25 protein-coding genes are annotated in these 26718 nt (G+C 45.8%); 22 read left to right on the forward strand and 3 right to left on the reverse strand.

The annotated features are described in order from the left end of the window. Nucleotides 1-7: 7 nt before the first annotated feature. The 6 genes from cobJ to JHD45_RS09000 all read left to right on the forward strand — a co-directional run bounded on the left by cobJ (nucleotide 8) and on the right by JHD45_RS09000 (nucleotide 9449). On the forward strand, nucleotides 8-784 hold the full coding sequence (gene cobJ / locus JHD45_RS08975) for a precorrin-3B C(17)-methyltransferase (RefSeq protein WP_199476174.1): 777 nt from the start codon (nucleotides 8-10) through the stop codon (nucleotides 782-784). A gap of 28 nt (nucleotides 785-812) precedes the next feature. Continuing rightward, nucleotides 813-1592 (forward strand): precorrin-4 C(11)-methyltransferase, encoded by a 780-nt coding sequence (gene cobM / locus JHD45_RS08980; protein WP_199476175.1) that lies wholly within the window; start codon nucleotides 813-815, stop codon nucleotides 1590-1592. A 15-nt stretch (nucleotides 1593-1607) separates the two neighbouring features. Further along, entirely contained in the window at nucleotides 1608-2690 is a 1083-nt protein-coding gene (cobW, locus tag JHD45_RS08985) for a cobalamin biosynthesis protein CobW (RefSeq protein WP_199476176.1), read from the forward strand. A 162-nt stretch (nucleotides 2691-2852) separates the two neighbouring features. Then, nucleotides 2853-6737 carry a cobaltochelatase subunit CobN gene (gene cobN, locus JHD45_RS08990; RefSeq protein ID WP_199476177.1) on the forward strand — a complete coding sequence of 1295 codons (3885 nt, stop codon included), beginning with the start codon at nucleotides 2853-2855 and terminating at the stop codon, nucleotides 6735-6737. Nucleotides 6738-6818: 81 nt separating this feature from the next. Beyond that, nucleotides 6819-8075: a sirohydrochlorin chelatase gene (locus JHD45_RS08995; RefSeq protein WP_199476226.1), complete on the forward strand. Its 1257-nt coding sequence runs from the start codon at nucleotides 6819-6821 to the stop codon at nucleotides 8073-8075. A gap of 147 nt (nucleotides 8076-8222) precedes the next feature. Further along, entirely contained in the window at nucleotides 8223-9449 is a 1227-nt protein-coding gene (locus JHD45_RS09000; protein ID WP_199476178.1) for a phospholipase D-like domain-containing protein, read from the forward strand. A 92-nt stretch (nucleotides 9450-9541) separates the two neighbouring features. Here JHD45_RS09000 and JHD45_RS09005 read toward each other — a convergent pair whose 3' ends face one another. Further along, complete coding sequence (locus JHD45_RS09005; RefSeq protein WP_199476179.1) at nucleotides 9542-10339, reverse strand: transglutaminase domain-containing protein; 798 nt, start codon at nucleotides 10337-10339, stop codon at nucleotides 9542-9544. A 242-nt stretch (nucleotides 10340-10581) separates the two neighbouring features. Between JHD45_RS09005 and yccS the strand changes: the two genes are divergently transcribed. After that, a complete protein-coding gene (gene yccS / locus JHD45_RS09010; protein WP_199476180.1) occupies nucleotides 10582-12792 on the forward strand; it encodes a YccS family putative transporter in 2211 nt (736 codons plus the stop codon). Nucleotides 12793-12854: 62 nt separating this feature from the next. On the opposite strand, the gene JHD45_RS09015 is transcribed toward yccS, so the two are convergent. Next, a complete protein-coding gene (locus JHD45_RS09015; protein ID WP_199476181.1) occupies nucleotides 12855-13718 on the reverse strand; it encodes a LysR family transcriptional regulator in 864 nt (287 codons plus the stop codon). 158 nt (nucleotides 13719-13876) lie between these two features. On the opposite strand from JHD45_RS09015, the gene JHD45_RS09020 reads away from it, so the two are divergent. The 3 genes from JHD45_RS09020 (at nucleotide 13877) to JHD45_RS09030 (ending at nucleotide 16517) form a co-directional block, all read left to right on the forward strand. Next, on the forward strand, nucleotides 13877-14278 hold the full coding sequence (locus JHD45_RS09020; protein ID WP_199476182.1) for a carboxymuconolactone decarboxylase family protein: 402 nt from the start codon (nucleotides 13877-13879) through the stop codon (nucleotides 14276-14278). A 248-nt stretch (nucleotides 14279-14526) separates the two neighbouring features. Beyond that, nucleotides 14527-15096 (forward strand): DUF2239 family protein, encoded by a 570-nt coding sequence (locus JHD45_RS09025; protein WP_199476183.1) that lies wholly within the window; start codon nucleotides 14527-14529, stop codon nucleotides 15094-15096. Then, nucleotides 15093-16517, forward strand: coding sequence for an MATE family efflux transporter (locus JHD45_RS09030; RefSeq protein ID WP_199476184.1), 1425 nt, complete (start codon nucleotides 15093-15095; stop codon nucleotides 16515-16517). The genes JHD45_RS09025 and JHD45_RS09030 overlap by 4 nt, the downstream gene beginning before the upstream one ends. Before the next feature lie 2 nt (nucleotides 16518-16519). Here the strand turns inward: JHD45_RS09030 and JHD45_RS09035 are convergent, their stop codons facing one another. Next, nucleotides 16520-18133 (reverse strand): NAD(P)/FAD-dependent oxidoreductase, encoded by a 1614-nt coding sequence (locus JHD45_RS09035; protein ID WP_199476185.1) that lies wholly within the window; start codon nucleotides 18131-18133, stop codon nucleotides 16520-16522. Nucleotides 18134-18310: 177 nt separating this feature from the next. Here JHD45_RS09035 and JHD45_RS09040 point away from each other — a divergent pair, with 177 nt between their 5' ends. The 12 genes from JHD45_RS09040 to JHD45_RS09095 all read left to right on the forward strand — a co-directional run bounded on the left by JHD45_RS09040 (nucleotide 18311) and on the right by JHD45_RS09095 (nucleotide 26715). Further along, entirely contained in the window at nucleotides 18311-18670 is a 360-nt protein-coding gene (locus tag JHD45_RS09040) for a Fis family transcriptional regulator (RefSeq protein WP_199476186.1), read from the forward strand. A 29-nt stretch (nucleotides 18671-18699) separates the two neighbouring features. Beyond that, entirely contained in the window at nucleotides 18700-19566 is an 867-nt protein-coding gene (locus tag JHD45_RS09045; protein WP_199476187.1) for a TauD/TfdA dioxygenase family protein, read from the forward strand. Nucleotides 19567-19708: 142 nt separating this feature from the next. Next, entirely contained in the window at nucleotides 19709-20602 is an 894-nt protein-coding gene (locus JHD45_RS09050) for a 5'-nucleotidase, lipoprotein e(P4) family (protein WP_199476188.1), read from the forward strand. Between the two features lie 247 nt (nucleotides 20603-20849). Continuing rightward, entirely contained in the window at nucleotides 20850-21833 is a 984-nt protein-coding gene (locus tag JHD45_RS09055; RefSeq protein WP_199476189.1) for an N-acetylmuramoyl-L-alanine amidase-like domain-containing protein, read from the forward strand. 120 nt (nucleotides 21834-21953) lie between these two features. After that, a complete protein-coding gene (locus JHD45_RS09060; RefSeq protein WP_067344171.1) occupies nucleotides 21954-22736 on the forward strand; it encodes a methyltransferase domain-containing protein in 783 nt (260 codons plus the stop codon). A gap of 39 nt (nucleotides 22737-22775) precedes the next feature. Continuing rightward, the gene (locus JHD45_RS09065) at nucleotides 22776-23312 is read left to right on the forward strand and encodes a GNAT family N-acetyltransferase (RefSeq protein WP_199476190.1); all 537 of its coding nucleotides are present in this window, start codon (nucleotides 22776-22778) and stop codon (nucleotides 23310-23312) included. Between the two features lie 264 nt (nucleotides 23313-23576). Then, nucleotides 23577-24125: a shikimate kinase gene (locus JHD45_RS09070; RefSeq protein ID WP_199476191.1), complete on the forward strand. Its 549-nt coding sequence runs from the start codon at nucleotides 23577-23579 to the stop codon at nucleotides 24123-24125. A gap of 88 nt (nucleotides 24126-24213) precedes the next feature. Further along, complete coding sequence (locus JHD45_RS09075; protein ID WP_199476192.1) at nucleotides 24214-24684, forward strand: protein-tyrosine phosphatase family protein; 471 nt, start codon at nucleotides 24214-24216, stop codon at nucleotides 24682-24684. Nucleotides 24685-24747: 63 nt separating this feature from the next. Next, nucleotides 24748-25215 carry an ASCH domain-containing protein gene (locus tag JHD45_RS09080; RefSeq protein ID WP_233407729.1) on the forward strand — a complete coding sequence of 156 codons (468 nt, stop codon included), beginning with the start codon at nucleotides 24748-24750 and terminating at the stop codon, nucleotides 25213-25215. Between the two features lie 33 nt (nucleotides 25216-25248). Continuing rightward, nucleotides 25249-25836 carry an HD domain-containing protein gene (locus JHD45_RS09085; RefSeq protein WP_199476193.1) on the forward strand — a complete coding sequence of 196 codons (588 nt, stop codon included), beginning with the start codon at nucleotides 25249-25251 and terminating at the stop codon, nucleotides 25834-25836. A gap of 59 nt (nucleotides 25837-25895) precedes the next feature. Beyond that, entirely contained in the window at nucleotides 25896-26393 is a 498-nt protein-coding gene (locus JHD45_RS09090) for a GNAT family N-acetyltransferase (protein ID WP_199476194.1), read from the forward strand. Between the two features lie 4 nt (nucleotides 26394-26397). Then, nucleotides 26398-26715 (forward strand): YciI family protein, encoded by a 318-nt coding sequence (locus JHD45_RS09095; RefSeq protein ID WP_199476195.1) that lies wholly within the window; start codon nucleotides 26398-26400, stop codon nucleotides 26713-26715. The last annotated feature ends 3 nt before the right edge of the window (nucleotides 26716-26718 follow it).

A 26718-nucleotide genomic window follows, 5' to 3' on the forward strand; every position in this document is an offset into this window, starting at 1 on the left:
AGATGTAATGAGCAAATTATTTGTAATGGGCATGGGGCCTGGTGACCTTGGTTTGGTTGCTCCCAATGCTACAAAAGCGCTATCCGCATGCAGTGATTGGGTGGCTTACGGTTATTATTTGGATTTATTAGGTGAGCTGAGCGCGGGTAAAACGTTTCATAATTTGCCGTTAGGTGAAGAAATTGGACGGGCGCGTTTGGCGCTGGATCTGGCCGCACAAGGTAAAAATACCGCATTAATTTCCAGTGGCGATATTGGTATTTATGCCATGGCGACCTTGGTATTTGAATTGCTGGATTTGCAACTGCAGGGCAAAGAGAACCATCCTGAGTGGCTGGACGTGGACATTGAAGTCATCCCAGGCATTTCCGCTATGCAGGCGGGAGCCAGCCGAGTAGGCGCGATGCTGGGGCACGATTTCTGTACGATTTCATTATCAGACCTACTCACCCCTTGGGAAACCATCGATAAGCGCTTGCATGCTTGTGGTGCGGGTGATTTTGTTGTGTCTTTCTACAACCCCGTTTCAAAAAAACGCGATTGGCAATTAAACCACGCCCGCGATGTGTTATTGAAGTACCGTCCCGCGAGCACGCCTGTGATGATTGGGCGTCAATTAACACGCCCTGAAGAAGAGATTACCTTTACCACCTTGGGCGAACTGGATGCCAAAGACGTGGATATGTTTACCATGGTCAGCGTCGGAAATTCTGACTCCAAACACATCGTCAATGGTGAGAAACATTGGATATACACCCCACGCGGCTATTCTAAGAAGCTTTAAGCTGGTGAAAAGATAATAAGGGAAATACATGACGGTTTACTTTATTGGCGCAGGCCCAGGCGACCCAGATTTGATGACGGTAAAAGCCGTCAAAACCATTGAGCGCTGTCCGATTATTCTCTACGCGGGCTCTTTGATTCCCACACAAGTGATTGACAGCGTGCGTGGCAGCGCTGAAGCGATTTACGATACGGCACAAATGAATCTGGATGAAACCACTGCCGTCATCGAACAAGCCGCCAAAGAAGGCAAAGATGTGGCCCGCTTACAATCTGGTGATCCCGCTTTGTATGGGGCAATTGGTGAGCAAATTCGCCGTCTTGAAGCCTTAGGTATTGATTATGATGTCATCCCAGGCGTCAGCGCCGTGGCAGCCTCGGCGGCGTTGCTTCGCAAAGAGTTAACCTTATCGGGTGTTTCTCAAACCGTTATTATGACGCGCTATGAAGGTAAAACGCCATTTCCGGAACGTGAAAGATTGCCCGCTTTAGCACAAAGTGGGGCCACCTTAGCCATTCATCTTGGGGTGACGCGTATCCATAAAATCGTTGAAGAACTGCTTCCCCATTATGGGGCGGATTGTCCTGTGGCCGTGTGTTATCGCACCAGTTGGCCAGACCAAGATTATGTGGTGGGCACCTTAGCGGATATCGTAGTGAAAGTGCGTGAGAAAAAATTTACTCGAACCAGTCTTATCTTAGTGGGCCATGTGTTAGATACTGACGACTTTGCCGACTCTTACCTTTACGATAAAGGCCAGGCACACATTTTTCGAAAAATTCACCGTCAACGTGACCCTAAAAAATAACAGCAAGGATTCCTTATGCAGCTCAATAAAATCCCAACAACCATTGTGACTGGCTTTTTGGGCAGTGGTAAAACAACACTATTATCGAATGTATTAAAGCAAGCCGCAGGCAAACGCATTGCGGTGATTGTCAATGAGTTTGGCGAGTTGGACATCGATTCCGATCTGCTTCGCTCTTGTCCTCTGGACTGCCCTGAGGGGGTGGAAGAGGGTGGCCAGCGTAGCGATAATGGCTTTTACGAATTAGCCAATGGCTGTATTTGCTGTACGGTAGAAGAAGAGTTTCTTCCCGTTATGGAGCAGCTTGTTGCTCGCCGTGGTGATATTGATCATATCCTGATTGAAACCAGTGGCTTAGCGTTACCCAAACCTTTGGTTCAAGCGTTTAACTGGCCGGGTATTAAAGAACATTGTACGGTCGATGCGGTTATTACCGTCGTCGATGGTCCCGCCGTTGCGGCAGGGCGTTTTGCCCATGACGAAGAAAAAGTACAAGCACAGCGCCAAGCAGACGACAGCTTAGACCATGACCCAAGTTTACAAGAGTTATTGGATGACCAGTTGAGTGCTGCTGACTTGGTGGTGGTCAGTAAAAACGATTTACTGAACGATGAAGAGCGTGCTCGCGTGCAGGCCATTATCGCCCATGAAGTACCAACAACGGTAAAAACGGTCTACATCGAAAACGGCGAAGCGGCGTTGGATATGTTATTGGGCATTGATGCTGCCACCGAGAGCCGCATTGATGAGGTGCATAATCATCATGATCATCATCACGCCCATGGTGAGCACCATGATCATGCCCACGATCATTTTGATTCATTTGTGGTGTCCCTGGGTGAAGTGTCGTCAGACCTATTGCAAGACACGCTGACGCAACTCATCGAAGAGTACAACATCTTCCGTGTAAAAGGCTTTGCAGCCGTTCATGGCAAGCCAATGCGTCAAGTGTTCCAAGCCGTTGGTACTCGATTGGATCGCTACTTTGATCGCCTATGGCAACCGGAAGAAGTGCGTAAAACGCAGTTGGTGTTTATCGGCAAAGGTATTGAGAAAGAGCGCATTGAGAACATTTTGCATGATGCGATGAGCGCTTAACCCCCTCCCAGCCTCCCCCTTGAAAAGGGGGAGGAGCTAGATATTCCCTCCCCTTGATAAGGGGAGGGGTTAAGAGAGCGATGTTAAGCTCGTAATGAAAAACCTATAGATTCCCGCCTTCGCGGGAAAACGAGTGAGTACAAGAAAGCAATTGGAGAAAGAGTGCACTTATTAGCAGCCAAACCAGGGGGCTTTGTTGACGATGAAGGGATTGTCGATCTTGGACAAACTCCTGCCGACTTAGTGATTCTGGCCGCTGCAGATAGTGTGCTCGGTGCGCTTGGCAGTGCCTTGGAGCAATTGTCTGATCAGGGGGCGCTCTTACCTTCGGTTCGCCTTGCCAATTGGATGCAGTTGGTGAAACCTGCCGCGTACGATTTATACGAACACAAGGTACTTGATCACGCGAAAGTCGTTGTGGTGTCATTGCTCGGCGGCGAGCATTATTGGGCCTATGGTTTTCAGCGTTTACAGGATTGGTCGCGTGCCAAAAGAGGCCGAACCTTCATTGTTGTGCCGGGAGATGATGCGCAAGATCCTTCTTTAATGAAGGCTTCCACCGCGCAACCAGAAGACGGCCACCGCGTGTGGCGCTATCTGCGCGAAAGCGGCCAAAGTAACTCTCAGCAATTATTGTATTTCCTCGCGGATCGTTATTTCGATCAGCCTTATCCATGGCAAGAACCAGCCCCTTTACCCAATGCGTTGATTTATCATGGGGGCAGTGCGTCTGGCTTTTTGCAATGGTCTCGCCACTATGCTGACGGTTTGGCAGAGGAACGTCCAGTTGTTATTGTGGCCTTTTATCGATCCCATTTACAAAGTGGTAATACCGCCATGTTTGATGGCTTGATCGAGATTTTAGAGCAAGAAGGGTTGGTGCCGTTGGCCGTAGCGGTTAGCTCTTTAAAAGACGATGTGTCGGTGGGCTTGATCGAGTCGCTAGTAGAACGCACTCAAGTCAAGGTGATTCTAAACACCACAGGCTTTGCGGCCAATCGCGTCGGCAGTCCCGATCTGGCTTCTGAGCCGACGGATTTTCAATCGGCCTTTGCTGCTCCCATTCCGGTGTTGCAATTGATTCTGTCAGGCAGTACCGAAGAGGATTGGCAAGCACAAACCCAAGGTTTGCGCAGTCGAGATGTGGCTATGCAAATCGTTTTGCCAGAAATGGATGGGCGCATTATTACGCGTACGGTCAGCTTTAAAGCCTTAAGTCATTACAACGACATTGCTCAAGTGGATTTGGTACGTTACGAATTACACCAAGAACGTGCGCGTTTTGTCGCTCAGCTTGCCAAGCGCTTCACTCATTTGGCCTGTAAACCCAATCATCAAAAACGCATTGCCTTTGTGTTAGCCAATTACCCCACCAAAGATGGACGTATTGGTAATGGGGTGGGCTTGGATACACCCGCATCGACGGTCAATTTATTAAAAGCGCTAGAGAGTGCCGGGTATCCGATTGAGAATATTCCCGCTCACGGTAATGCCTTGATTGAAGAATTGCTTGGCGCGGTGACCAATAATCCCAATACCTTGCATGAACGAGGCTGTTGGCAAAGCCTCGCCTTAGAAGACTATTTACAATATTTCTATCAACTGCCATTAGAGTGCCAGCATGCCGTTTGGGATCGCTGGGGACCACCAGAAGACGATCATAAATGCCGCGAGCAAAATGGCCAACGTCGCATTATGTTGGCGGGCATTCGCTTAGGGGAAACCTTTGTGGGGATTCAGCCCGCCCGAGGGTTTAACTTGGATCTCGCTGCGAATTATCATGATCCCGATTTGATTCCCCCCCATAGTTATTTGGCGTTCTATTTTTGGCTGCGTCACGTTTATCAAGTGGACGCGTTTGTGCACGTAGGTAAACACGGCAACCTTGAATGGTTACCGGGCAAAGGCACGGCTTTGTCAGCGTCTTGCTGGCCGGATATCGCCCTTGGCCCTATGCCGCATTTTTATCCTTTTATCGTGAACGATCCAGGAGAGGGCGCGCAAGCCAAACGACGTGCACAAGCGGTGATTATTGATCATTTGATGCCACCCATGACCCGCTCTGAAACCTATGGAGACATGGCTGAGCTGGAAAATCTCGTCGACGAATATTACCAAGCCATGGGCATGGACATACGTCGAGAAACCTGGTTACGCGAACAGATCCTCAACAAAGTCCAAGAGTCCCATTTATTGGAAGAGCTTGTTGGGGTTGAAGCCAGCAATGATGATTCGGTCTTGGAAGGGTTAGACACCTATTTATGTGACATCAAAGAGGCGCAAATTCGCCATGGTTTGCACCGCTTAGGTGAATTACCAGAAGCCGATAAATTAGCCGATACCTTAGTGGCCTTGTTGCGTTTACCGCGAGGCAGCGATATGACCAGTCAAGGGATTCTTCATGGGTTGGTAAACGATTTATCATTGGAGCAAGACGGATTTGATCCAATGAAAAGTGAGCGCGCACTATGGTTAGGTAATCGGCCTGAACTGTTAGAATCAGTGAGCCAATCGACTTGGCGAACCCATGCCGATACGAAAGAGCGTTTAGAGCTATTGGCTAAAGCGTTAGTGTTGAGTTACGTCATCGGTGATGAATCGGTAGATGAATTGGCCACAAGACTACCGCAAACAGCGGTGTTATTGGTCCACAGTAAACAGCGTCTGCTGGAGGCGTTGCGACAAAGTGCCCATAATGAAATACAGGCCTTATTGACTGGTTTAGCTGGTGGCTTTATTCCTCCTGGACCAAGTGGCGCACCAACCCGAGGTCGGCTGGATACGTTGCCAACGGGGCGTAATTTCTTCTCAGTGGACAATCGGGCGATCCCATCCCCAGCGGCGTGGGCAATCGGTCAGCAATCGGCCGAAGCTTTAATCCAGCGACATTTGCAAGAGCATGGTGATTACCCGAAAGACTTGGGTTTGTCCGTGTGGGGAACCGCAACCATGCGAACCGGTGGGGATGATATCGCTCAAGCCTTTGCTCTAATGGGCGTTCGTCCTATTTGGGCACCAGGGTCGAACCGTGTGACCGATTTTGAGATTCTATCCTGCATGCAACTCGGTCGACCTAGGGTAGATGTGACTTTGCGGGTATCCGGTTTTTTCCGCGATGCATTTGCTAATGTGATGCGACTGTACGATGCGGCGGTGCAAGCCATTGCGGAGTTTGAAGAGCCCGGAACGGGGAATGTAATTCGTGCTAATGTGCAAGCACGTAAAAGCAAGTTACTTGCTCAAGGCATGAGCGACGGGCAAGCCAATCGTCAGGCTACTTACCGTGTTTTTGGTAGCAAACCGGGGGCTTATGGTGCAGGGTTGCAAGGTTTGATTGACGAGCGATGTTGGGATACCAAAGCGGATCTTGCAGAAGCCTATGTGAACTGGGGCGGTTACGCTTATGGTTCCTATAGTGATGGCACTGATAAAGATAGTGATAATCATGGTATTAAGGTCCAGGGCGAAGGCGTAGAAGCGAAAGAAGCGTTTGTTGAGCGTTTGTCTCAGTTGGATGTGGTGGTGCAAAATCAGGATAATCGTGAGCACGATATTCTCGATTCGGATGATTATTACCAATTTCAAGGGGGGATGACCAACGCGGTGACCACGTTTCGTGGGGAAGCCCCCAGTGTGTATCACAGCGATCATTCTAACCCCAGTTCACCCAAAATTCGTACCTTGAAAGAAGAGCTTAATCGAGTGGTGCGCTCTCGGGTGCTGAACCCCAAATGGATCGAGGCTATGCAAACCCATGGCTACAAAGGCGCTTTTGAAATGACTGCTACGGTGGATTACCTGTTTGCTTACGATGCAACAACCGATCTAGTAGCGGATTACCAATATGAGCAGGTGACGGATCGATTATTGCTTGATCCGGACAATCAAGCCTTTATGCGCGATAATAACCCCCATGCGCTTGAGGAAATGGGAGAGCGTTTGTTAGAGGCGATACAGCGTGGTATGTGGCAGAACGCTGAGGAATACCAGGAAAAAATTCAATCCTTGTTGCTTGATCTAGATCAGCAACAAGAACAACGTCAGTGATCTTGGGCAGAAGATCTCTTGTAACCTTGCTGGTTGGATTTAGACTACGACTAGCTGAGATGAATAAAGTAGAGAGAAATGATGAGCAATAAAAAACAGGCCAAAAAGGGCATTATGATTTGTGGTCACGGCAGCCGAGATAAAGACGCTGAACGTGAATTTGGTCTTGTAGCAAAGGGACTCAAAGAACGTTACCCTGATATTCCAGTGGAATATGGCTTTCTGGAATTTTCTGCACCGAATATTCATATGGGCTTAGACAGTTTGGTGAATCAAGGGGTCGAAGAAATTTATGCCATACCGGGTATGTTGTTCGCCGCGACGCACGCCAAAAACGATATTCCTTCCGTTCTGACAACCTACGAAGAAAAGCATCCAGGTTTAAAAATAACCTATGGCCGTGAATTAGGGCTGCAGGACGACATGATCGAGGCATTTCAAGCACGTATTTATGAATCCCTGTGCTTGGACCCAGAAAACCCGCCCGAAAATCTTTATGACACCATGCTGGTGGTGGTCGGACGCGGTACGTCTGATACCTCTGCCAATGCTGAAGCAGCTAAATTAACGCGTATTGTCAATGAAAACATGGGGTTTGGTTGGGCGGATACCGTCTATTCTGGCGTAACTTATCCCTCTGTCGGAGTGGGTCTTGAGAAGCTACTGAAATTGGGTTTTAAGCGTATTGTCGTGGCACCATACTTCCTGTTTACTGGCCGCTTGATCAAACGGATTCAAGGGTATGTGAACAAAGTCGCCGAAGCAAACCCTGAGATAGCCTTCGTTCAAGCCCATTATTTAAGTGACCACACGAAAGTCATTGATGCATTCCAACATCGTGTGGAAGAGATCATGCAAGGGGAATTGCCAACGGGTGAAGAAACGCTGATGAGTTCCTTTAAACGCCGCCTTGCCGCCGGGGAAGTAGATATTCACCATCACCATGCAGAATTTGTTGATCCACAAGATGACACCCAAGGTCCATCGGAGTTCGATACTAAGCACTTTACTAACTTAGTTCAGTCCTTGGATCACTCGGAGAAAAAGCACTCAGTGTTACTCAAACATCACGACCATTCTCATGATCACGGTCACTCACACAGCCACGCACACGACCATTCTCATAGTCATGATCACTCTCATGGGCATTCCCACGATCACTCACATGGTCACAGCCATGGTGTCTATAAGCACATTGGTCACCCAATGGGGCCCCGTACCATGATTGGCGAAGGAATTTGTTGCTGTTTTATGAGTCAGTTTACCGATGAGATTTTGGAAGAAGAGAAAAACAAAATCGATGGGGATTGCAGCAAAACAGCCTTTGCTCACCGTTGATCCTGCTAGCGAAAAACGCTTATTTAAACACGAAAAACCAGCCTCTGAGCTGGTTTTTTTATGGGTTGTTTCGTCGGTCAAAAAATAGACTTTTAAATGTCATCTATTTGTGCCATAAACATCAAATGAACAGTAGGAGATCAATCGATGAAGTTTCGTTTTTTGGTAGGTTTGATGGTGTTATGGAGTGTTGGAGCGCAGGCCAAGTTTGTTCAGTCTGGTATGGAGCTGGTGGATACCATTCCCAGTGGAACCAGTTTGTCGACGCCTGATTTACGAAATGCTGTCACTGTATGGTGCAGTGAGTTTGATCAGGCAAAAACCGCTATTGATATTGCTCAGTTTTATGTGTCGGGTGAGCCTAATAGTAAAAATGGTCCTTTACAAAAAGTAATCCAGCATCTAAGAGCTGCGGGTGAGCGTGGTGTTAAAATCCGCTTTTTAATGGATCAACATGGTTTAGGAATCTCCGATAAAAAGACCATAGCAGAATTAAAAGCCATCCCCAATTTGACGTTTAAATTGATTGATTACAATAAAATTGGTGGTGGTATTATTCATGCGAAGTATTTTGTGATCGACGGTGGAAAGAGTGCTTATATGGGCAGTCAAAATTTCGACTGGCGTTCCTTAGAACAGATTCATGAAACAGGCTTGTTGGTAACCAATACAACCATCGCTCGTGAAATGCAGGCGATCTTTGAGGTGGACTGGATGAATCAAGCGCTGGTTCAGCAAGGCCAACCTCCTATCGTGCTCAATACCACGACTGTGCTAGCGGATGAATCTCAACCTGATTATCTGGTTGCTAGCCCAAATGCCTTTAACCCACCTGGAGTGGGGGATTCCCAGAGTGAGCTGCCACGTCTTTTAGCCAAAGCAAAACACGAAGTCAAAATCATGGTGATGACGTACGCCCCCTTGTCTTATTCGACTCATCGACCACGACCTTATTATCCGATCATTGATACCGCCATTCGCGCCGCCGCTCAACGAGGCGTGAAAATTGAGTTAATGGTGTCGAGTTGGAATACGGGCAAACCGGATATTGATTATTTAAAAAGCCTACAGGTTTTACCAAACATTCAAGTTAAGATTGTGACCTTTCCTCAAGCCAAAGAAGGCTTTATTCCATATGCCCGCGTTTTGCATAGTAAGACAATGGAAATTGATCATAAAATCGCTTGGGTTGGGACCAGTAACTGGGAAGGTGGTTACATGGATAATTCACGTAACTTAGAAATGGTGATGCAAAACGATGCGATGGCCAATCGTATCGCTGAGTTGCATCAGCAGTTATGGAATAGTCAATACGCTAAGCCATTAGAGGTGGATAAGGATTACCCAACCCCCCATCCTGGCTCGGAAAAATAAATATTGTTAGCCAAAAGGGCCGCTTAAGCGGCTCTTTTACTGTTGAACGTTCCGTTACTATTAAAACGATTCGTTACTTGTACGGTCAGGTTTTAGTTTATTGGCTCTGATGTCTTGGTGACTTGAACCTTTAAATCGAGCAATTCCACAGGAGGGCCGAATTGCGTGTAGATGGCAACATCTGCGGCATCTCGTCCAAAGGCAACCGCCACACGGCCACCAAGCAAGTTCGCTTGAGTGGGATCAAATGTGTACCAACGATCTCCCACATAGGCTTCAAACCAAGCATGTAGATCCATGGGTTCTAATCCTTCCAGATAGCCCACTACCATGCGTGCCGGAATGGCGAGCGCACGACAGCAAGCAATGCCTAAATGGGCCATATCTCGACACACACCACGGCCAGCTTCATTGACCTGAGAGGCGCTGATATTCTGCTCCCCTTGGCCTGGTGTGTATTCGATGGCACGGCGAATGTAATCCACAATAGCGCAGCATTGGTCGTATCCTGGTGCTAACCCTACTACGATGGATGACGCCATCTCGGTAAAGTGATCGGAATCACAGTAACGACTTGGGTGTAAAAACGGCAGTGTGTCGTTTGGTAGTTTTTGTATGTCGACAAAAGGCGCACCTGGCGCTGAATCGGAAGCATCGGCGGTTTCGATTTCCACGGACGTGCGAATGGTGAAGTGGCCTGCCGGCGCAACTAAACGTTGGCATAGATTGCCAAATGAATCGGTAAATTCTACCGCTGGCACACTGGGTGACAAAACATACTCTTCACGGGCAATCCATTGTTGCATGCCACTACGAGGACGCAGCATAAGCAAAAAGGGGGTAGGGGTTTCAATATAAAACTCAAGAGTACTGGAGGCTTGTAACCACATAATCATGTCCCACCGATTGATTGTCTGTTTTTCACACTAACATCTCTTTGCACTAAGCGCTGTTTAATTTTGTGTTTTCTTTGCGGTAGCCGTTAAATTCCTATTTCTGGTTAAGAATGCGGATTTTTTTGCTGTTCATTAAAGGATTGCCACAGCTGGCTTGTAGTCCAATCAGTGTCCGTTTAGACTTCAACTTTGTATCCCAATACGGCATTTTTTGTCATTGTTTTAGGAGAGTTTTCTTGGCAATTGGTCGCTTTAAGATATCTCTACAGGCGTTAACTAAGGCCGGGGGCGTTGGACAACTGTCTTACGGTATTCGTGTGTCTATCGCTCTGTGTGGGGCCATGGCGTTAAGCTGGGGGCTGGATTATATCTCTTTAGTGATTCCGCTGTTTCTTGGAATCATTGCCAGCGCGTTAGCGGAAACGGAAGACAATTGGCTGGGGCGAATCCGCGCATTATCCATTACCTTATTGTTATTTATTATTGTCTCGTTTGGCGTGCGATTATTGATGCCGCATCCGTGGGCATTTGGTATCAGTCTTTCTGTGGTCGCGTTTTGCTTGTCAATGGGAGGCGCCTTAGGTCGACGTTATGGTGTGATCTCTCAAGCGACATTGATCCTCTCTGTTTACACCATGATAGGTTTAAATCAAGCTACCCATGAAGTCCCTATTTGGCATGAGCCAGTGTTATTAACCTTGGGGGCCTTGTGGTACGGCGTGTTATCGGTTATTTGGGCAGCATTGTTTGTCCATGTGCCATTACGTCAAGCCTTGGCGACGCTTTATATTGAAGTGGGCCTGTATCTCAAAGTGAAATCTAGACTGTTTCCGATACTCAGTAGCGCTTCGATGGATGCGTTACGACTGGATCTAGCTCGGCAGCATGGACAGGTTGTGATCGCCTTGAACCGAGTGCGAGAAATTTTAGTGAGTCGCATTGGTAATGAGCCAACCAGCCCTAGATTAGGCCGTTACATCCGTTTGTATTTTATTGCTCAGGCCATTCATGAACGAGCCAGTTCCTCTCACTACAATTATTCGGATTTAGCCGAAACCTTTTTCCACAGCGATATTTTGTTTCGCTTACAGCGTCAGTTGTCGGCTGCAGGGGCCAGTTGCCGACAAATTGGTGAAGCCATCCGCACCAGTCAGTCCATTGATCTTCATGATAGTGAAGAGGCCATTGCGGGCGTTCAACGCTCTATGGCCTATTTAGAGAGAGAGGCTTTACCAACACAATGGCGTCTCTTTCGCTCGTTGCGACAGCTGACCGATAACGTGACGGCATTGCAACAAGAGCTTGATAAAGCCCGACAGCTAGAGGACGTATCTTTAACGGATGCATCACAACAAATTCCTCAGCCACGCGTGACATTTCGGTCTATTTTAAGCCAAATTCTTGATCAGTTAACGCCAAAGTCTCAGGTATTTCGACATGCGGTAAGGATGTCGATTGCGTTGACCTGTGGGTACGCCATTATTCAAAACATGCATTTGGATGTAGGCTATTGGGTCATGCTGACGACTTTGTTTGTCTGTCAGCCAACGTTTGGCTCCACCCGCAAACGCTTATATGAGCGTATGGCTGGCACTGTGCTCGGTTTGGTGGCAGCGTGGTCTCTGATAACGCTCTTCCCAGTGGAGGTCATTCAGTTAATGATTGCCGTTGTGGCGGGCGTGGTGTTCTTCCTTTCGCGAAATAATCGTTACGTGCTGGCAACTGCCGCGATTACACTGATGGTAGTCTGTTGCTTTAATCAGGTTGCGGACGGTTATGCAGTCATTTGGCCGCGATTGTTCGATACCTTGATTGGTAGTGTGATTTCTTGGTTAGCGGTATTTTTTATTTTGCCCGATTGGTTCTATCGCCAATTACCGATGACCTTCGCAGAAGGGCTGCGGCGTAGTGCGGAATATCTACAGGAGCTGATGCGTTTCTATCGCGAAGAGAACATGAGCGAACAAGCTTATCGTCGTAGCCGCCGTCGCGCCTATAATGCAGACGCTTTGTTAACCTCCACGCTGGTGAGTATGCTACAAGAGCCTGGGCATTTCCGGCGTGATGCTGAGTTATGGCAACGTCTGGTGATCCGAAGTCACACCTTATTTAACTACATTGCGGCTTTTGGGGCCCATCGTGGTGCTTTGATTGAGCAGCCCAGTAATGAGTTATTGGTGTCGGCTGGCAACTATATTGTGGAAAGCTTGCACGAAGTGGCCCAGAGTCTTGAGCAAAAAAGTTTGGTATCCGATAGCTCAGCAGAATTTGAGCGCCTGAAAAAATTATTGGACGACTGTCCCTCAGAGGATGATGAGCGTCATTACTTTGTTTTATCCCAATTACAGTCTTTACTAGGGGAGCTCAGGCAAATTCGTCTGTTAACTCACGAACTGCAGGTTCAAGTACATGGTCGTAACATTAAGGGCGTGGAATCGGCAAACTAGGGTGAGTATTTATGCTTCTCCTAGCAGGCAGCAGGGGGCTGTTAAACTCCAGAAGAAATACATTAGATTAAGTCATCTTGATGTTGTTTGACTAATTCAATCAGAAAATCCGCTACGGCACGAATGCGCTTGGATTGTGTTAAATCGCTTTGAATAACCAAGTAGATTTCTTGATTCACCTCGGGAGTATCAGCGAGGCAGACCAGTCCTGCTGGTCGTGCAACAAGGTGCGGTAAGACTGACAAGCCCACATTGGCCAGACACGCACTGACTTGAGTGGCCACGGAGGTTGTTGTCAGAACGGGAGCTTTTCCTGCCAAGCGTTGAGTTATCCATTGTGCGGCGGGTAACTGCTCATAGTGCTCTCCCCATTGAATAAATTTCTCATGATGGTCACTGGATTCTGCCTGATACTGGTGACTGGCATAGAGACCATAGCCTAGTGTTCCAATTCGTTGAAAGCTGACATTGCCATTGGTTGGACGTACCATACGCAGGGCAAGGTCGGCATCGCGACGATGTAAGTTGACGGTATGAATGTCGGTAACCATGTCGATATGTAAGTGGGGGTGAGCCTGCTGAAAGAGGCCTAATGCGGGTAACACCAGTTGAGTCGCGAGGTTTTCAGCGGTGGCCACTTTGACTCTGCCTATCAATTGCGTGGTTTTTTCCGCTCTTTGCGTAAGTGTAAACGCAGCGTTTTCCATTTCTTCTGCACTGCTGAGTAAATGCTTACCTTCATCCGTCAGTTGATAGCCGGTTTGAAAACGTAAGAAGAGAGGGGTTTCTAGGCTGTGCTCAAGGCGCTCTATTTTTCTCGATAGCGTTGCAATCCCGATATCGAGCGATTTAGCCGCCGCCGTTAAGGTACCAAAGCGTGCTAATGCCAAAAAGGCTTTGGTATCGTCCCACATTAATTCTCGCATTACAGACTCCTTGAATTTTTCATTTATGAAAAACTGATTTTCTTTTATTGGTAAATATTTCGCTTATGAAAAATGTCATAGTAGCAACCATTGTGGTTGGTGTCGCGGACCAATCATGAAACTGAGCACGAAACATGGGTACGAAATGGGAGCCAGAAATGAGTGAAGATCGTTATCAATTAGGATTGAAAAAATTGGCCGAAATAGATGGTGAACAGGGTCAAAAAGTGGTGGATGCACTACAGCCTATTGCTCCAGAATTCGCAACGTTAATGATCGAGTTTGGTTTTGGAGACATCTATAGCCGCCCTGGCTTGGATTTAAAGTCACGTGAAATGGCGACGGTGGCCGCTTTAACCGCACTGGGCAATGCCGCCCCGCAACTGAAAGTTCATCTCCATGCCGCCCTGAATGTGGGATGTTCGCCAAAAGAAATTGTTGAAGTCTTAATGCAAATGGCCCTCTATGCTGGGTTTCCTGCGGCGCTAAACGGGCTATTTGCAGCCAAAGAAGTGTTTGCTGATCGAGGGATTGCGTTAGCAGAAGCGCCGACTCCCTAAGAAAATAATGTCTATAACGCATCTGTAACCCTCGTTTATAAAGGGTTACATAAAAGGGTCGTCTATTTGATTAGATGGCCCTTTTTGCGTTTGAAAGCTTTTGCGGTGATGTTTACGGAGTTCGCTACATTTTTATCTGGATAAAAAATATTACCCTGCTATTATATTTTTATCTGGATAAAAAATATTACCCTGCTATTATATTTATATCTGGGTAAAAATATAAGTAACGCGAGTGAGAGCGGATAATGAGTGCACAATATTTAGCCATCTACGATAAAAAAATCCTTGCTAGAGGATCACTGGAAGAGGTTGTTAATCAGGTAAAGCAGTTGGGTGACAATATCGAGCCCATGGTTTTTGAGGAAGAGAGTTGCCGACGAGTGGATTTTAGCTGGTATGGTGATACAGAGACGGTGCTCAATAACCTATCCTCAGATAAAGAACAGACGGGAAAGCGCGGTCGTCCCAAGTTGGGGGTTAAAGCCAAAGAGGTGACCTTGTTACCTCGTCACTGGGAATGGCTATCGGCGCAAAAAGGCGGTGCATCAGCGGCGCTAAGAAGGCTAGTGGATGAGGCGCAAAGAAAGGCTTCCATTGAAGATAGAGTGGCCATTAAGCAACAGCAGTTAGATAAATTTATGCTAGCCTTTTTAGCGGACGAACCGGGTTTCGAAGAAGCAAGTCGTGCCTTATACCGCAATAGCAAAATAAGCTTTGAAACAGCGATTGACTCATGGCCTGATGACATTAAAGCTTTTCTAATAGAGAAGTTTCTGCATCTCTCTGAGTTACATAATGGAAAGGATTTCTCATGACAGAAGCACATAAAACGAATTATTTTTTACATTCCCCTCTGCCTATCGTGTTTCTAAAAACGGCAGCCCCTATTATTTTGATCATGTTGGTAAATGGGTCTTTTTCGTTAGTGGATGCCTATTTTCTGGGGGTGTTTGTTGGGGCTGACGCATTAACAGCCGTCACCTCCATGTTTCCAGCGTTTATATTGATCGTTGCCTTATCAACGCTTGTGTCGAATGGCTTTGCCAGTTTGATGGCGCGGCAATTAGGGGCAGGAGAGTATTCTCGTGTGGTGGAAGTTTTCTCCCAAGCCATTAGTTTGTCGTTAGTGGTGTCTGGGGTGTTGATCGGGCTTTTTTTGATAGGAGGGCACGCATTAACGGCAGCGGTCAGCTATAGTTCAAGCCAAATTGCCGACATGGGTTATCGCTACATTGCCATTTTAGTGTTCTGCTCACCGCTGGTGTTTATTTTAGCCATTAATAGCAATAGCTTACGCTGTGAAGGCCAAGTGTTGTTCATGTCGGTGGTGTCTCTTGCTTCGGTATTGTTCAATGGTCTATTTAACTATTGGCTGATTGTTGGCATGCATTGGGGAGTTGCAGGCTCGGCATGGGGAACGGTCTTAGCGCAGGCAGTGTCTTTAGTAATGGTTTTTTTGTACCGAAAATACCACCGCAATGAGATTAAGCTTCAGGTTATTCTGCTTTCTAGATCTCGCCAGCACTGGTTGACGTTTTTGGCGTTAGGGGCACCTTCTAGCTTAAATTATATCGGTCTGGCGCTCACATCGGGTGCTATTTTATACAATTTGCAAACGTGGGACGCAGCGAATTACGCAACGACTGTGGGCGCTTATGGCATTATCACCCGTTTAATGACATTTATTTTTCTGCCTTTACTGGGGCTGAGTATGGCATTTCAAGCCATCGTCGGGAATAACGTCGGGGCCAATCAATTAGCCCGAGTCAATACCAGTATCAAAATCGCTCTGGCTGCCGCCTTTGTCTATTGCTTGTTTTTTCAAGTCATTACGTTTGTTTTTAGACGTGATTTAGGGGCGTTATTTGTCAGTGATCAGGCGGTCATTAATGGCGTAGTGCGGATTTTACCTTTTTCAACGTTGGCACTGTTTTTAGTGGGGCCACAGATGATGATCAGCATGTTTTTTCAGGCCATTGGTGATGCAAGAAGAGCAGGGATTTTGGGAATTATGAAAACCTATGCGTTTTCTCTGCCGTTAATTTTTATTTTGCCATTGTTCTTTTCAGAATGGGGAATTTGGTATGCGGCTCCCATTACGGAAGGGTTGGCATTGCTGTTAACCATCTTGGTATTGAGTCAACGTAGCCATGCCCACAATGCTCCATATGGTTTGTTTTACCAAGAAAATACCGCCGACAGACTGCTTGTGACCAAGCAGCCTGAAAATGGATGATTTTAGCCGATTGTTGTCTTATTGATGTTCAATGCCATGGCTTCGGCGATTTTAATGCCATCAATGGCGGCCGACATGATGCCGCCAGCGTAGCCTGCCCCTTCACCTGCAGGGTACAGGCCTTTTATATTGATGCTTTCTAAGGTATCAGGGTCGCGTTTGATATTAATCGGCGCCGAGGTGCGTGTTTCTACCCCTGTGAGCAGGGCATCATCTAGGGCAAAGCCACGAATCTTCTTGTTGAAAGCGGGAATCGCTTCACGAATCGCCTCGATACAAAAGTCAGGTAGGGCATCAGCAAGGTTCGTGAGCTTGATACCTGGCTTAAAAGAAGGCGTGACTGAGCCGAGTTTTTTTGGCGTTTCATTTCTTAAAAATGCCCCGACGGTTTGCGCTGGTGCGTCGTAATTGCTGCCGCCAAGTTCGTAAGCAAGGCTTTCTAATTTGCGCTGGAATTCAATGCCCGCAAGCGGTCCACCGGGGTAATCCGAAGGGTCAATGCCGACGACAATGGCACTGTTGGCGTTACGTTCATTGCGAGAATACTGACTCATGCCATTAGTGACCACGCGATTTTCTTCCGATGTGGCGGCAACGACGGTTCCACCTGGGCACATGCAGAAACTGTAAACGGAACGACCATTTTTACAGTGATGAACCAATTTATAATCGGCCGCCCCAAGGATCTCATTACCTGCATTCGGACCAAAGCGGGCTTTATCGATGGTCGATTGCTCATGCTCAATACGAAAACCTACGGAGAACGGCTTAGCCTCGATGTAAACGCCCTTATTGTGGAGCATTTCAAAGGTATCACGCGCACTGTGACCAATGGCGATGGCTATATGTTTGGAGTGCAGTTGTTCGCCATTTGCTAGAGTGACGCCCGTAATTCGACCGTTTTCAATGTGTAAATCCTCCACCCGGGAACTGAAGCGAATTTCACCGCCTAGCTCCAAAATTTGAGCGCGCATTTTTTCCACCATAGCGACCAATTTAAATGTGCCAATGTGTGGTTTACTGACGTAAAGAATTTCGTCTGGTGCACCGGCGGCCACAAACTCGTTAAGGACTTTACGGCTGTATTGTTTCGGGTCTTTGACTTGGCTATAGAGTTTGCCATCGGAGAAGGTTCCCGCGCCCCCTTCACCAAACTGGACGTTGGATTCAGTATTCAAAATCTTCTTACGCCAGAAACCAAAAGTGTCTTTCGTGCGTTCTCTTACTTCTTTGCCTCGTTCTAGAACGATTGGCTTGTAGCCCATTTGTGCTAACACTAGGGCGGCTAACAAGCCACAAGGACCAAAACCGATAATGATAGGGCGTTCGGTGAGAGTTGCGGGGGCTTGTGCGACGGGGTGATACTCTAAATCAGGTGTCTCTTTGACTTGCTGATGGTCAGCAAATTTGCTTAATAGTGCCTCGTTACAACGGGTTTCCACATCTAGGGTATAAATCAGCAAGATGCGTGTTTTTTTTCGAGCGTCGTAACCACGACGGAAAATATTAAAGCGGATGAGTTGTTCTGCACCGATATTGAGGGTCGATAAAATCGCGTTTTCCAGTGCCGCTTCGTTGTGGTCTAGCGGTAATTGGATATTCGAAAGTCGTATCATAAGAGGTATCAAGGTCTAAAGAGTGAACGAAAGTAAATAGCGCGGATGATACGATATTTCGGAAGAAAAAGCTGGTAAAACTTGTGTCATTTATCACGGATAGAATGAGACCAGTAGACTTGTCAGTCATATTTTAGCGGTTACACTCTTAACTCTTAGTTTGTGGTATATGGTGAGATGAAAAAAACGGATAAAAAAATTGAGAAGACCCTAAGAGAAGCGTTAACTGCCGTTTGTGATGAAGCCTTGGGTACGATTAAGGGCTTTATATGGTTGACGCACTTGGTCAACTTCGATGTGTTCCCCCAATCGTTAAAAATCGTTTGTGTATTTGAAACCGACGATGAACTAAAGCAAGCTTTAGACGCGCAACAAAATGTCTTCTTTTACGATCACATTCAAGCACAGTTAAGTGTTGTGAATATTAAAATAAAAAACATTCATTCCCATGTATTTTTTGATAGTGAAGAAACATGTCAACGTTTGCACGATGGCAAATGGGAAGAGCGCTTTAAGCGGCTGTCTACGCTGCATTAAAGTAACTAGGTTTTGAGACAAAGGTCACTATGACGGATTCGACTGATAACAAACTCACCATCACGCCGTTAGCAGATTCACTGGGGGCTCTCATTGAGGGCGTTAACTTGGCTGAGTTGAACGACACGGTTTTTGACCCGCTTTATCAGGCTTTTTTACGCTACAAAGTCATATTCTTTCGTGATCAAAAACTGTCGCCGGAAGCGCATTTAGCCCTCGGTAAACGCTTTGGTGAGTTAGAGCCTGCCCATCCTTTTTTCCCTCATTTAGCGGAGTTTGATCAAGTTGTCGTTATCGAAACCTCTCGCGGAAACCCACCTGGCGAGAGTTTTTGGCACACGGACATGACTTGGCAGAAAACCCCTCCTAAATGCTCTATCTTGCATGCTCAACACGTTCCGCCCAAAGGGGGCGATACCATTTGGTGCAATATGGCGGCGGTGTTTGCCAGCTTAGCAAAAGACGAACAAAACAGGCTTCGTTCCATGGCGGCCATTCATGGGTTACATGCCTTTGCAGGCAGCCGCTACGACGACATAGACGAGGCGGGTAACAGCCGAGTGGCGCAAAAATCTCAAGCTTACCCACTGATTGTTCGTCCGATGGTGACTTGTCATTCAGAAACCCAAGAAGACGTTCTGTTTATTAATGAGCAGTTCACTCGCTCAATTGCTGATTTGAGCCATGCAGAAAGCCAAACCTTGTTAGAGCGGCTCTTTGCCGTTGCGCGTCAGTCTGAGTTTCATGTCCGTTTCCAGTGGCAAGCGGGTTCAGTGGCTATTTGGGATAATAGAGTCACTCAGCATTTTGCCGTGACAGATTATGACGATCAACCAAGAAGGCTGCATCGCGTGACGGTGCAAGGGGATTGCGATTATCTCAAAACCGTTTATTAACGTCGCTTTTAAAACACTTTCCACTCGAACTAAAATGAGGTTGGGGGTATATTGTGACGCATATGTTCACATTGTGTGAGCATTTTTTATGAAACAGTCCATTTCACGATGGCTTTGTAGGATGAACCATGGGAGTTAAGCAATGCAGACTTTAAAACTTCGTTCTTTTGTTGTTTCCACCGCGTTAGTTATAGGTAGCTGTATGGTGCTGCCTAGTTGGGCAGATGAAACCAGTAGCGATACTAAAGCGCTAAATGCGCAAATAGCTGAATCCCCCATGCCAAATGAAGCAAGCTATGACACCAAAGATTTAAATGAACAGTTGGTGATGGCGAACTTGTGGGTACAAGCATCAGGCGAATATAAAGCATTGGCTTACCAAGCGTTTAACCTCGCGAAAATGCAGCTAGATAACTACCTTGCCCATCATAAAGGTAAGAAAAGAGTCGCCGTCATCGTGGATGCCGATGAAACCATTTTAGACAACAGTGCTTACGAGTCTTGGTTAATTGGTAAAAATCAAAGCTACTCAAGTAAAACTTGGGGGCAATGGATGAATGCTGCAGAAGCTAAAGCCATTCCTGGTTCAGTTGCCTTTTTACAATACGCGGCGAAAAAAGGGGTTGGTGTCTTTTACATTACCAACCGCAAAGAAAGCAGTCGTAATGCTACCATGAAAAATTTGCGTGAATTAGGCTTCCCACAAGTAACCAACTCGCATGTATTGCTTCGCTCTGACACCAGTAATAAAGAGCCGCGTCGTCTAGAAGTTGAAAAACACTACGATGTTGCTTTGTTGATGGGGGATAACCTAAATGACTTCTCCAAAGACTTTAAAACCAAAACGCTAGAGCAAACCTATGCGGCGGTAGAGAAGGATAAGAATTTATTTGGCACCAAATTTATTATGCTTCCTAACCCAACCTATGGTGATTGGGAAGGCAAGGTTTACAACAATGACTGGGGCGCTTCTGCAGCAGAGAAAGACAAAATGCGCAAAGCGCATTTGCATGCTTGGCACCCTAAAGGTGAATAAGGCTTTGTTTAACCTCTAAGGCGTTTTTAAATGCCACAGAGTTAAATAACGAAAAACGGCTTAATGGCTTCTTAATGTGAGGTAGTTAAGTCGTTTTTTTATGCAGATGGCTTATACCAGATAAATGGTAAAGCGAGTGTGCAAAAACAAATAATGAAAAAGAGGTAAAGTGTAAAGGTATCCCCATTAATAGGCTATTTACGATAATCTTAATAAATTAATTTATTGACGTGTTGAGGAGTAATGAGTGACCGTAAAAACGATGATGTTGACGGGTGGGCTTGTCTTAGCCATGTTGCTGGGAATCAGTCAGGCCAATGCGGCCCCCACACAGCCAAAAGATGGCTTTACGCGTCGTGAAGCGACATTCTTTACCACTATTCAGGTCAATAATAGCGAGTCTTTACCCCTAGTCGATAGAATCACCCGTTTAAGCTCCATCTTGCTTGGCGCTCCATATGCCGATGGGGCGTTGGGCGAAGGCAGCGAGGGGTTATTTGATCAAGATCCGCTTTATCGCTTCGATGAATTTGACTGTACTACCTATGTGGAAACGGTTTTAGCGGGGGCGTTATCCAATAGTCCGAGTGACTTTTTAACCAACCTAGACCATATACGCTACAAAGATGGTGATGTAGCTTTTGTCAAAAGAAATCATTTTCCAAGTGCCGATTGGTTTCCCAATAATCGTAATATCCTGACTGACATCACCAAAAAAATAGCAGGAAAACAAACCAAAGAAGCCAGAGCCGTTATTGATAAAAAATCATGGTATCGACACATGACCATGGACAATTTGCAATTAACGTCTGCCAATGAGGCTCAAAAGCGATTATTCCTGCATGCCCTTCACCACGCAGGGGATGGGTTTAAACCACAAATTGCCAAAATAGACTACGTCCCCCTTACCGCTTTATTCGTCCCGGTTAAAAACAACTCAGGTCAGGTAGTCGGCAGTAAAGTTAACCTTGCCATACTGAAAAAAATTCCCACAGGAAGCATCATCAGCATGATTCGTCCTAACTGGAATTTGAAAAAAGTGATTGGCACCAACATGAATGTCTCCCATCAAGCCATTTTGGTGCGTAAAGAAGGAAAACTCTATCTACGTCATGCCAGTGAAATTAAAGGCAAAGTAGTGGATCAAAACTTTGTACGATACTTATTCCACTACCGAAACAGCCCCACATTAAAAGGCTTTAATGTGGCCGTATTAAAGGCAAATTCTTAAATCTGCGGGTATTCAATTCGATGGAATAGCATTGTGCTTCGTAAATTCGGTTATTTTATTGTCACTTGGTAAGGCGTTATGCCTCCTCCGATAAGCACAGCTGATTAGAAGGACTGACTTTTGGATGATTTTTACTTGGATCAAAAGGGGTTAGCCGCCTACTTTGAGATGCAATGGTTAGATAAACTTCGAGAAAGTGGCGTTACCGAGCCATTAGAAAGTCAGTCTAAGTCTGTTCCAGATTCGTTTATAGTGTCTGAACACTCGAAAAAAGTATCCCACTTTATTGCAGATGTTGTCGGCAATGAAAACGCATCGCCGACGGAGGTTTTAGAAGTCGGTCCCGCCCTTGGTCGAAATTGTTATGAGCTCATTCAATGCTTTCCAAGCATTCATTCCATTACGGTTGTCGAGCCATCAAATCGATTGTTATCGAATTTTAAGCGCATACTTATTGACGGTGTTAAGTGCGAATTTCCCTACATTAAAAGTTTGAAGGCGTTAGGACAGTTGAGTTTTGATACTTCATCAATTGCCGCTCGCTGTGAACACGTAAACTTTACTCTATTGGAGCGTCCTTTTTCTCGTGGAATGCTTGAAGAACAGTTTGATTTAGCAATTTGCTTAAATGTTCTAGACCAATGTGAGTCTCCTAAAACCTTAGTTGATGCATTAAAAGAAGCGACGGTTTTAAATGGCATCTTGTTTGTATCTTGTTCCTACCAATGGAACAAAAAGCATTTAAAAGATGAAAATGAGGCTGTTGATGATATTAATGATTACTTTGATCATGGATGGGTAAAACTGTCTGAAAAAGAAATTGAGTATAAAGTTAGGTATAACGAAAGGTATTCATTACTGTTTCTATCACACATAGTCGCTTATAAAAAAATTAGTTCATAACCATTAGCCGTAAGCCCATAACAAGTGGATAGGTTCAGTATGATGAGTGACGTTTCTGTCGGTATCAGACCTGCTAGAGAGGATGAACTGACGTTTATTTTTTCGCTGATAACAAAGCATGACGAATGGACTCAATTTAATGCACCGTATTTTCCCTATTCCCATCCATCCCTAGACCAGTTTGAAAAAACGTCCTTTCAAAGGTTATTGAGTGGTTTAGATTTACAGTTAATTACCGTGAATGATATTCCAGTTGGAACCGTGAACTGCTACTGGGAATGTGAGGAAACGCGTTGGCTTGAAGCGGGCATTGTCATTTATGACTCGAATTATTGGGGAAAGGGCATTGCTGCGATTGCGGTTCCTTTATGGGTCTCGTATCTCTTTCAAACGAAAGACATTGAGCGAGTAGGAATGACGACATGGTCGGGTAATCCTCGCATGATGTCATTGGCTCTGAAACTCGGTTTTCAGCAAGAAGCACGCTTGCGTAAAGTTCGTTACTATGACGGCAAGTATTATGATTCGGTCAAATATGGTGTATTGCGTTCTGAGTGGCAAGCACGCCGTAAATAAAGTGTTTAAGAGTAACACCTTAGACAAAATATTTTGTACAGGAGTTATACTTTGATTGAAACGTCTCGACTGCTGCTTAGAAAACCAAATCCAGAGGACTTCGACATTATCAGCGAGATCCTTTCGTCTTGCGTTATCAATTGGCTCGTTGATGAATATTAGTAAATGAAAAATAGTATAGTTTTTGCCTGATTCCACGTTAACGAATGCACTCGTAGCTAAGTTTTGTATTATTCAATCATTCAAATTTTTCCGGTAGGAGTTATGAAGAGAATTAACATTGTGGGTACCAGTGGGAGTGGCAAATCCACCGTGGGTCGTATGTTAGCAACGAAATTAGGTTACCCATATCTTGAAATGGACGCTATGTTCTGGAAGCCAGACTGGCAGGAATCTACCGATGAAGAATTCTTTGCCAAGCTTGAACATCAACTTCTTCAAGAAAAATGGGTGTTAGACGGTAACTACCATAGAACCGCTCCAATCAAATGGGTAAATGTTGATACTGTCCTATGGGTTGACTATTCGTTTACTCGAACGCTTTATCAAGCTGTAAAGCGGGCGTTCCTTCGCTCGTTGTCCAAACAAGAATTGTGGGACAAAACCGGAAATGTCGAAACGTTTAGTAAGGTGTTCTTCAGTAAGGATTCTATTATTTTGTGGACACTGAAAACGTACAAAAAGAATCGTATTCGCTACGCAGAAATGATCAATGATCCTAAGTATGGTCATATCAAATTCGTTCGTATTAGAAGCCCCAAAAAGGCTAAGCAGTTTGTAGATGGGCTGCGCATACCACAAGGCATTTCATAAATTCTTGGAGAAATAACTAACGGCCCTATTTAACAAGCTGTTTGTACTTTGATGTTGTTGTTATGGGGCGAGCGAAGGAAGAGAATTCATGGAACATTTATTTTTCATAGAAGAGTCTGTCGCTGGCAGGTGTGGTCCCGACAAACAGATGTGGGATCTAGAAGCGCTGAAGCGGCAAAATATCGTTGCCATTCTTTCGGTAAACGACGGAGAGATGGTTCATGTTTCAAGGTTAACCGCATTGGGGATGTCTTATGGACATATACCATTGTCGAGTAACGCGCCCGCCAAAGAGGGGGATGTTGAGCTTTGTTTGACGTCTTTGCCTCGTATTATCAATTTTATAGATCACCACAAAAAACGTGGTATCGTGCTTGTTCATTGTCGATCAGGTAAAGATCGAACCGGCTTAGCGTTAGCCGCTTATCTTATTAAGTCGAAAGGCTATGAGGTTAATCAGGCGATTGAGGCGGTCAAAAGCGTACGAGACATTGCTTTTAGCGCGCCGAAGTGGGATGAATTTTCGGTCGTTGTCCTTAGCGCACTGAAAAAGGCATAACAAATTGGTCGTAAATAGCGGCAGATGACCTTTGACCAAATTAGAGAGTATGGAGTTGAAATAATGATGGAAGAGAGACATAAAGTATTTTTAGAACAATATTTTAGCTCTTTACCCCGTGACCTTGCTGAAAAATACACCTCTTTTAGTGCCGATTACTTTTGCTCAGACGAACACAATGCCAATATCTGTGCGGATTTAATTCTGCGTGGTGAGAAACGAGCATCCTGTAGCATGGATTATTGGTATAGCCACGAGGGAGAGCCCATGCCAGTAGTGGGTCATCTTCAGGTTGTGACGAACTGGCAAGGCGATCCAGTGTGCATCATAGAAATTACATCCGTTTCTAAGTGTCAGTACAACGAAGTGACGCCAGAATTTGCCGCATCGGAAGGGGAAGGTGACAAAACATTGGCATGGTGGCGAGAGGCCCATTGGGCGTTTTTCTCGCTAGAGTGCGAAGCGTTAGGTATCAAACCAAAGGACGATATGCTGCTGGTTTTAGAACGCTTTAAGGTCGTTTACCACTAACAAAAGATAAGCCTCAAACGTGTGGAGAGTTGGATGGAAGACATCGAAAAAGTTCTTAATTTTATTATTGAAATCGAAAAACTAAAAAATGTACTGCGAAAGACGATGCCCGTTGGTTTGGAGCGTTTTGAAAACTCGGCTGAGCATAGTTGGCATGTGTGTATGTCGGCTCTTATGTTTAAAGACTATGCGAATGAGGCGATTAATATTGATCGTGTTATTAAGATGCTATTGATTCATGATATTGGCGAGATTGATGCGGGAGACACCATCATTTATTCGAGCGAAACAGCGGAATTGAAATCAGCAGAGGCCGCAGGGATGGCTAGGTTGTTTGCTATGTTACCCGAAGGAATGAGTGCTGAGTTTTTGGCGCTTTGGAACGAATTTGAAGCAGGCGAAACACCCGATGCTCGTTATGCCAAAGCGATAGATCGTGTCCCACCATTGCTGCATAACCTGCATGGAAATGGCCATAGTTGGCGAGCTCATGATATATCTCAAGAAAAAATATTGGGCCTTAACGCTCGGATTGGGCTGGGCAGTACTGAGCTATGGCACGTCATTAGAAAGCAATTGGAAGAAGCCTTCGAGCAAGGCATTCTTAATAAAGCGTTATAAATGATAGCCAAAGCCTTTTAGAGGTTTGTGGCAAGATTAGATTGCTGGGAGAAAACAGGATGATCAGAGAAATGACGAGGTTGGATTTTGAGTCATTCTGGCCATGTTTTAAATCGGTCATTCAGGCTCAAGAAACGTATGCTTTTGACCCAAATATCACCCTAGAAGAGGCCTATAGATTATGGTGTGAACTGCCATTGAAAACCTTTGTGTTCGTCGAGGGTGAGCAAATTTTAGGCTCCTATTACATCAAGCCTAATGGTATGGGACCAAGCGATCATATTTGTAACTGTGGTTACATGGTTGACTCAAAGGCGCGAGGAAAAGGCATTGCTCGCCAGCTTTGCGAGCATTCCCAACGTATCGCAATGGAATTGGGGTTTGAGGCAATGCAGTTTAACTCTGTGGTTTCTACCAACGACGTCGCTGTGGCGTTATGGAAAAAGCTTGGCTTCAACATCATCGGTACCATCCCGTTGGCCTATCGGCATGGCAAACTTGGGTATGTGGATTGTTACATTATGCATAAGTCGCTAAATGTAACGATAGGAGAATAAAATAATGAGCAAGTTTGTCGCGTTGCTTTCAGGAAAAAATAAAAACCTTTTTAGCGAAGCGTTATTAGGCGAGCATGTTGCACATCTACAGCAGCTTGATGATTCAGGCAAGCTCCACTTATGTGGCCCTTTTAAGGATGATGACTCCGCCATTCAAATACTGATTGCGGATACCCTAGAAGAGGCGAATCTGCTTATTCAACAAGATCCTTTCGTACAGCATGGGTATTACAAAACCGTGGCGGTTAAAGAACTGATCGAAGCCAACTCAGGTAATAATTGGCTGACGAATCACCCTCAGACAGAAGAAAAGCGGCGTTAGGGA

This window comes from Marinomonas spartinae (assembly GCF_016461715.1).
GTDB lineage: Bacteria > Pseudomonadota > Gammaproteobacteria > Pseudomonadales > Marinomonadaceae > Marinomonas > Marinomonas spartinae_A.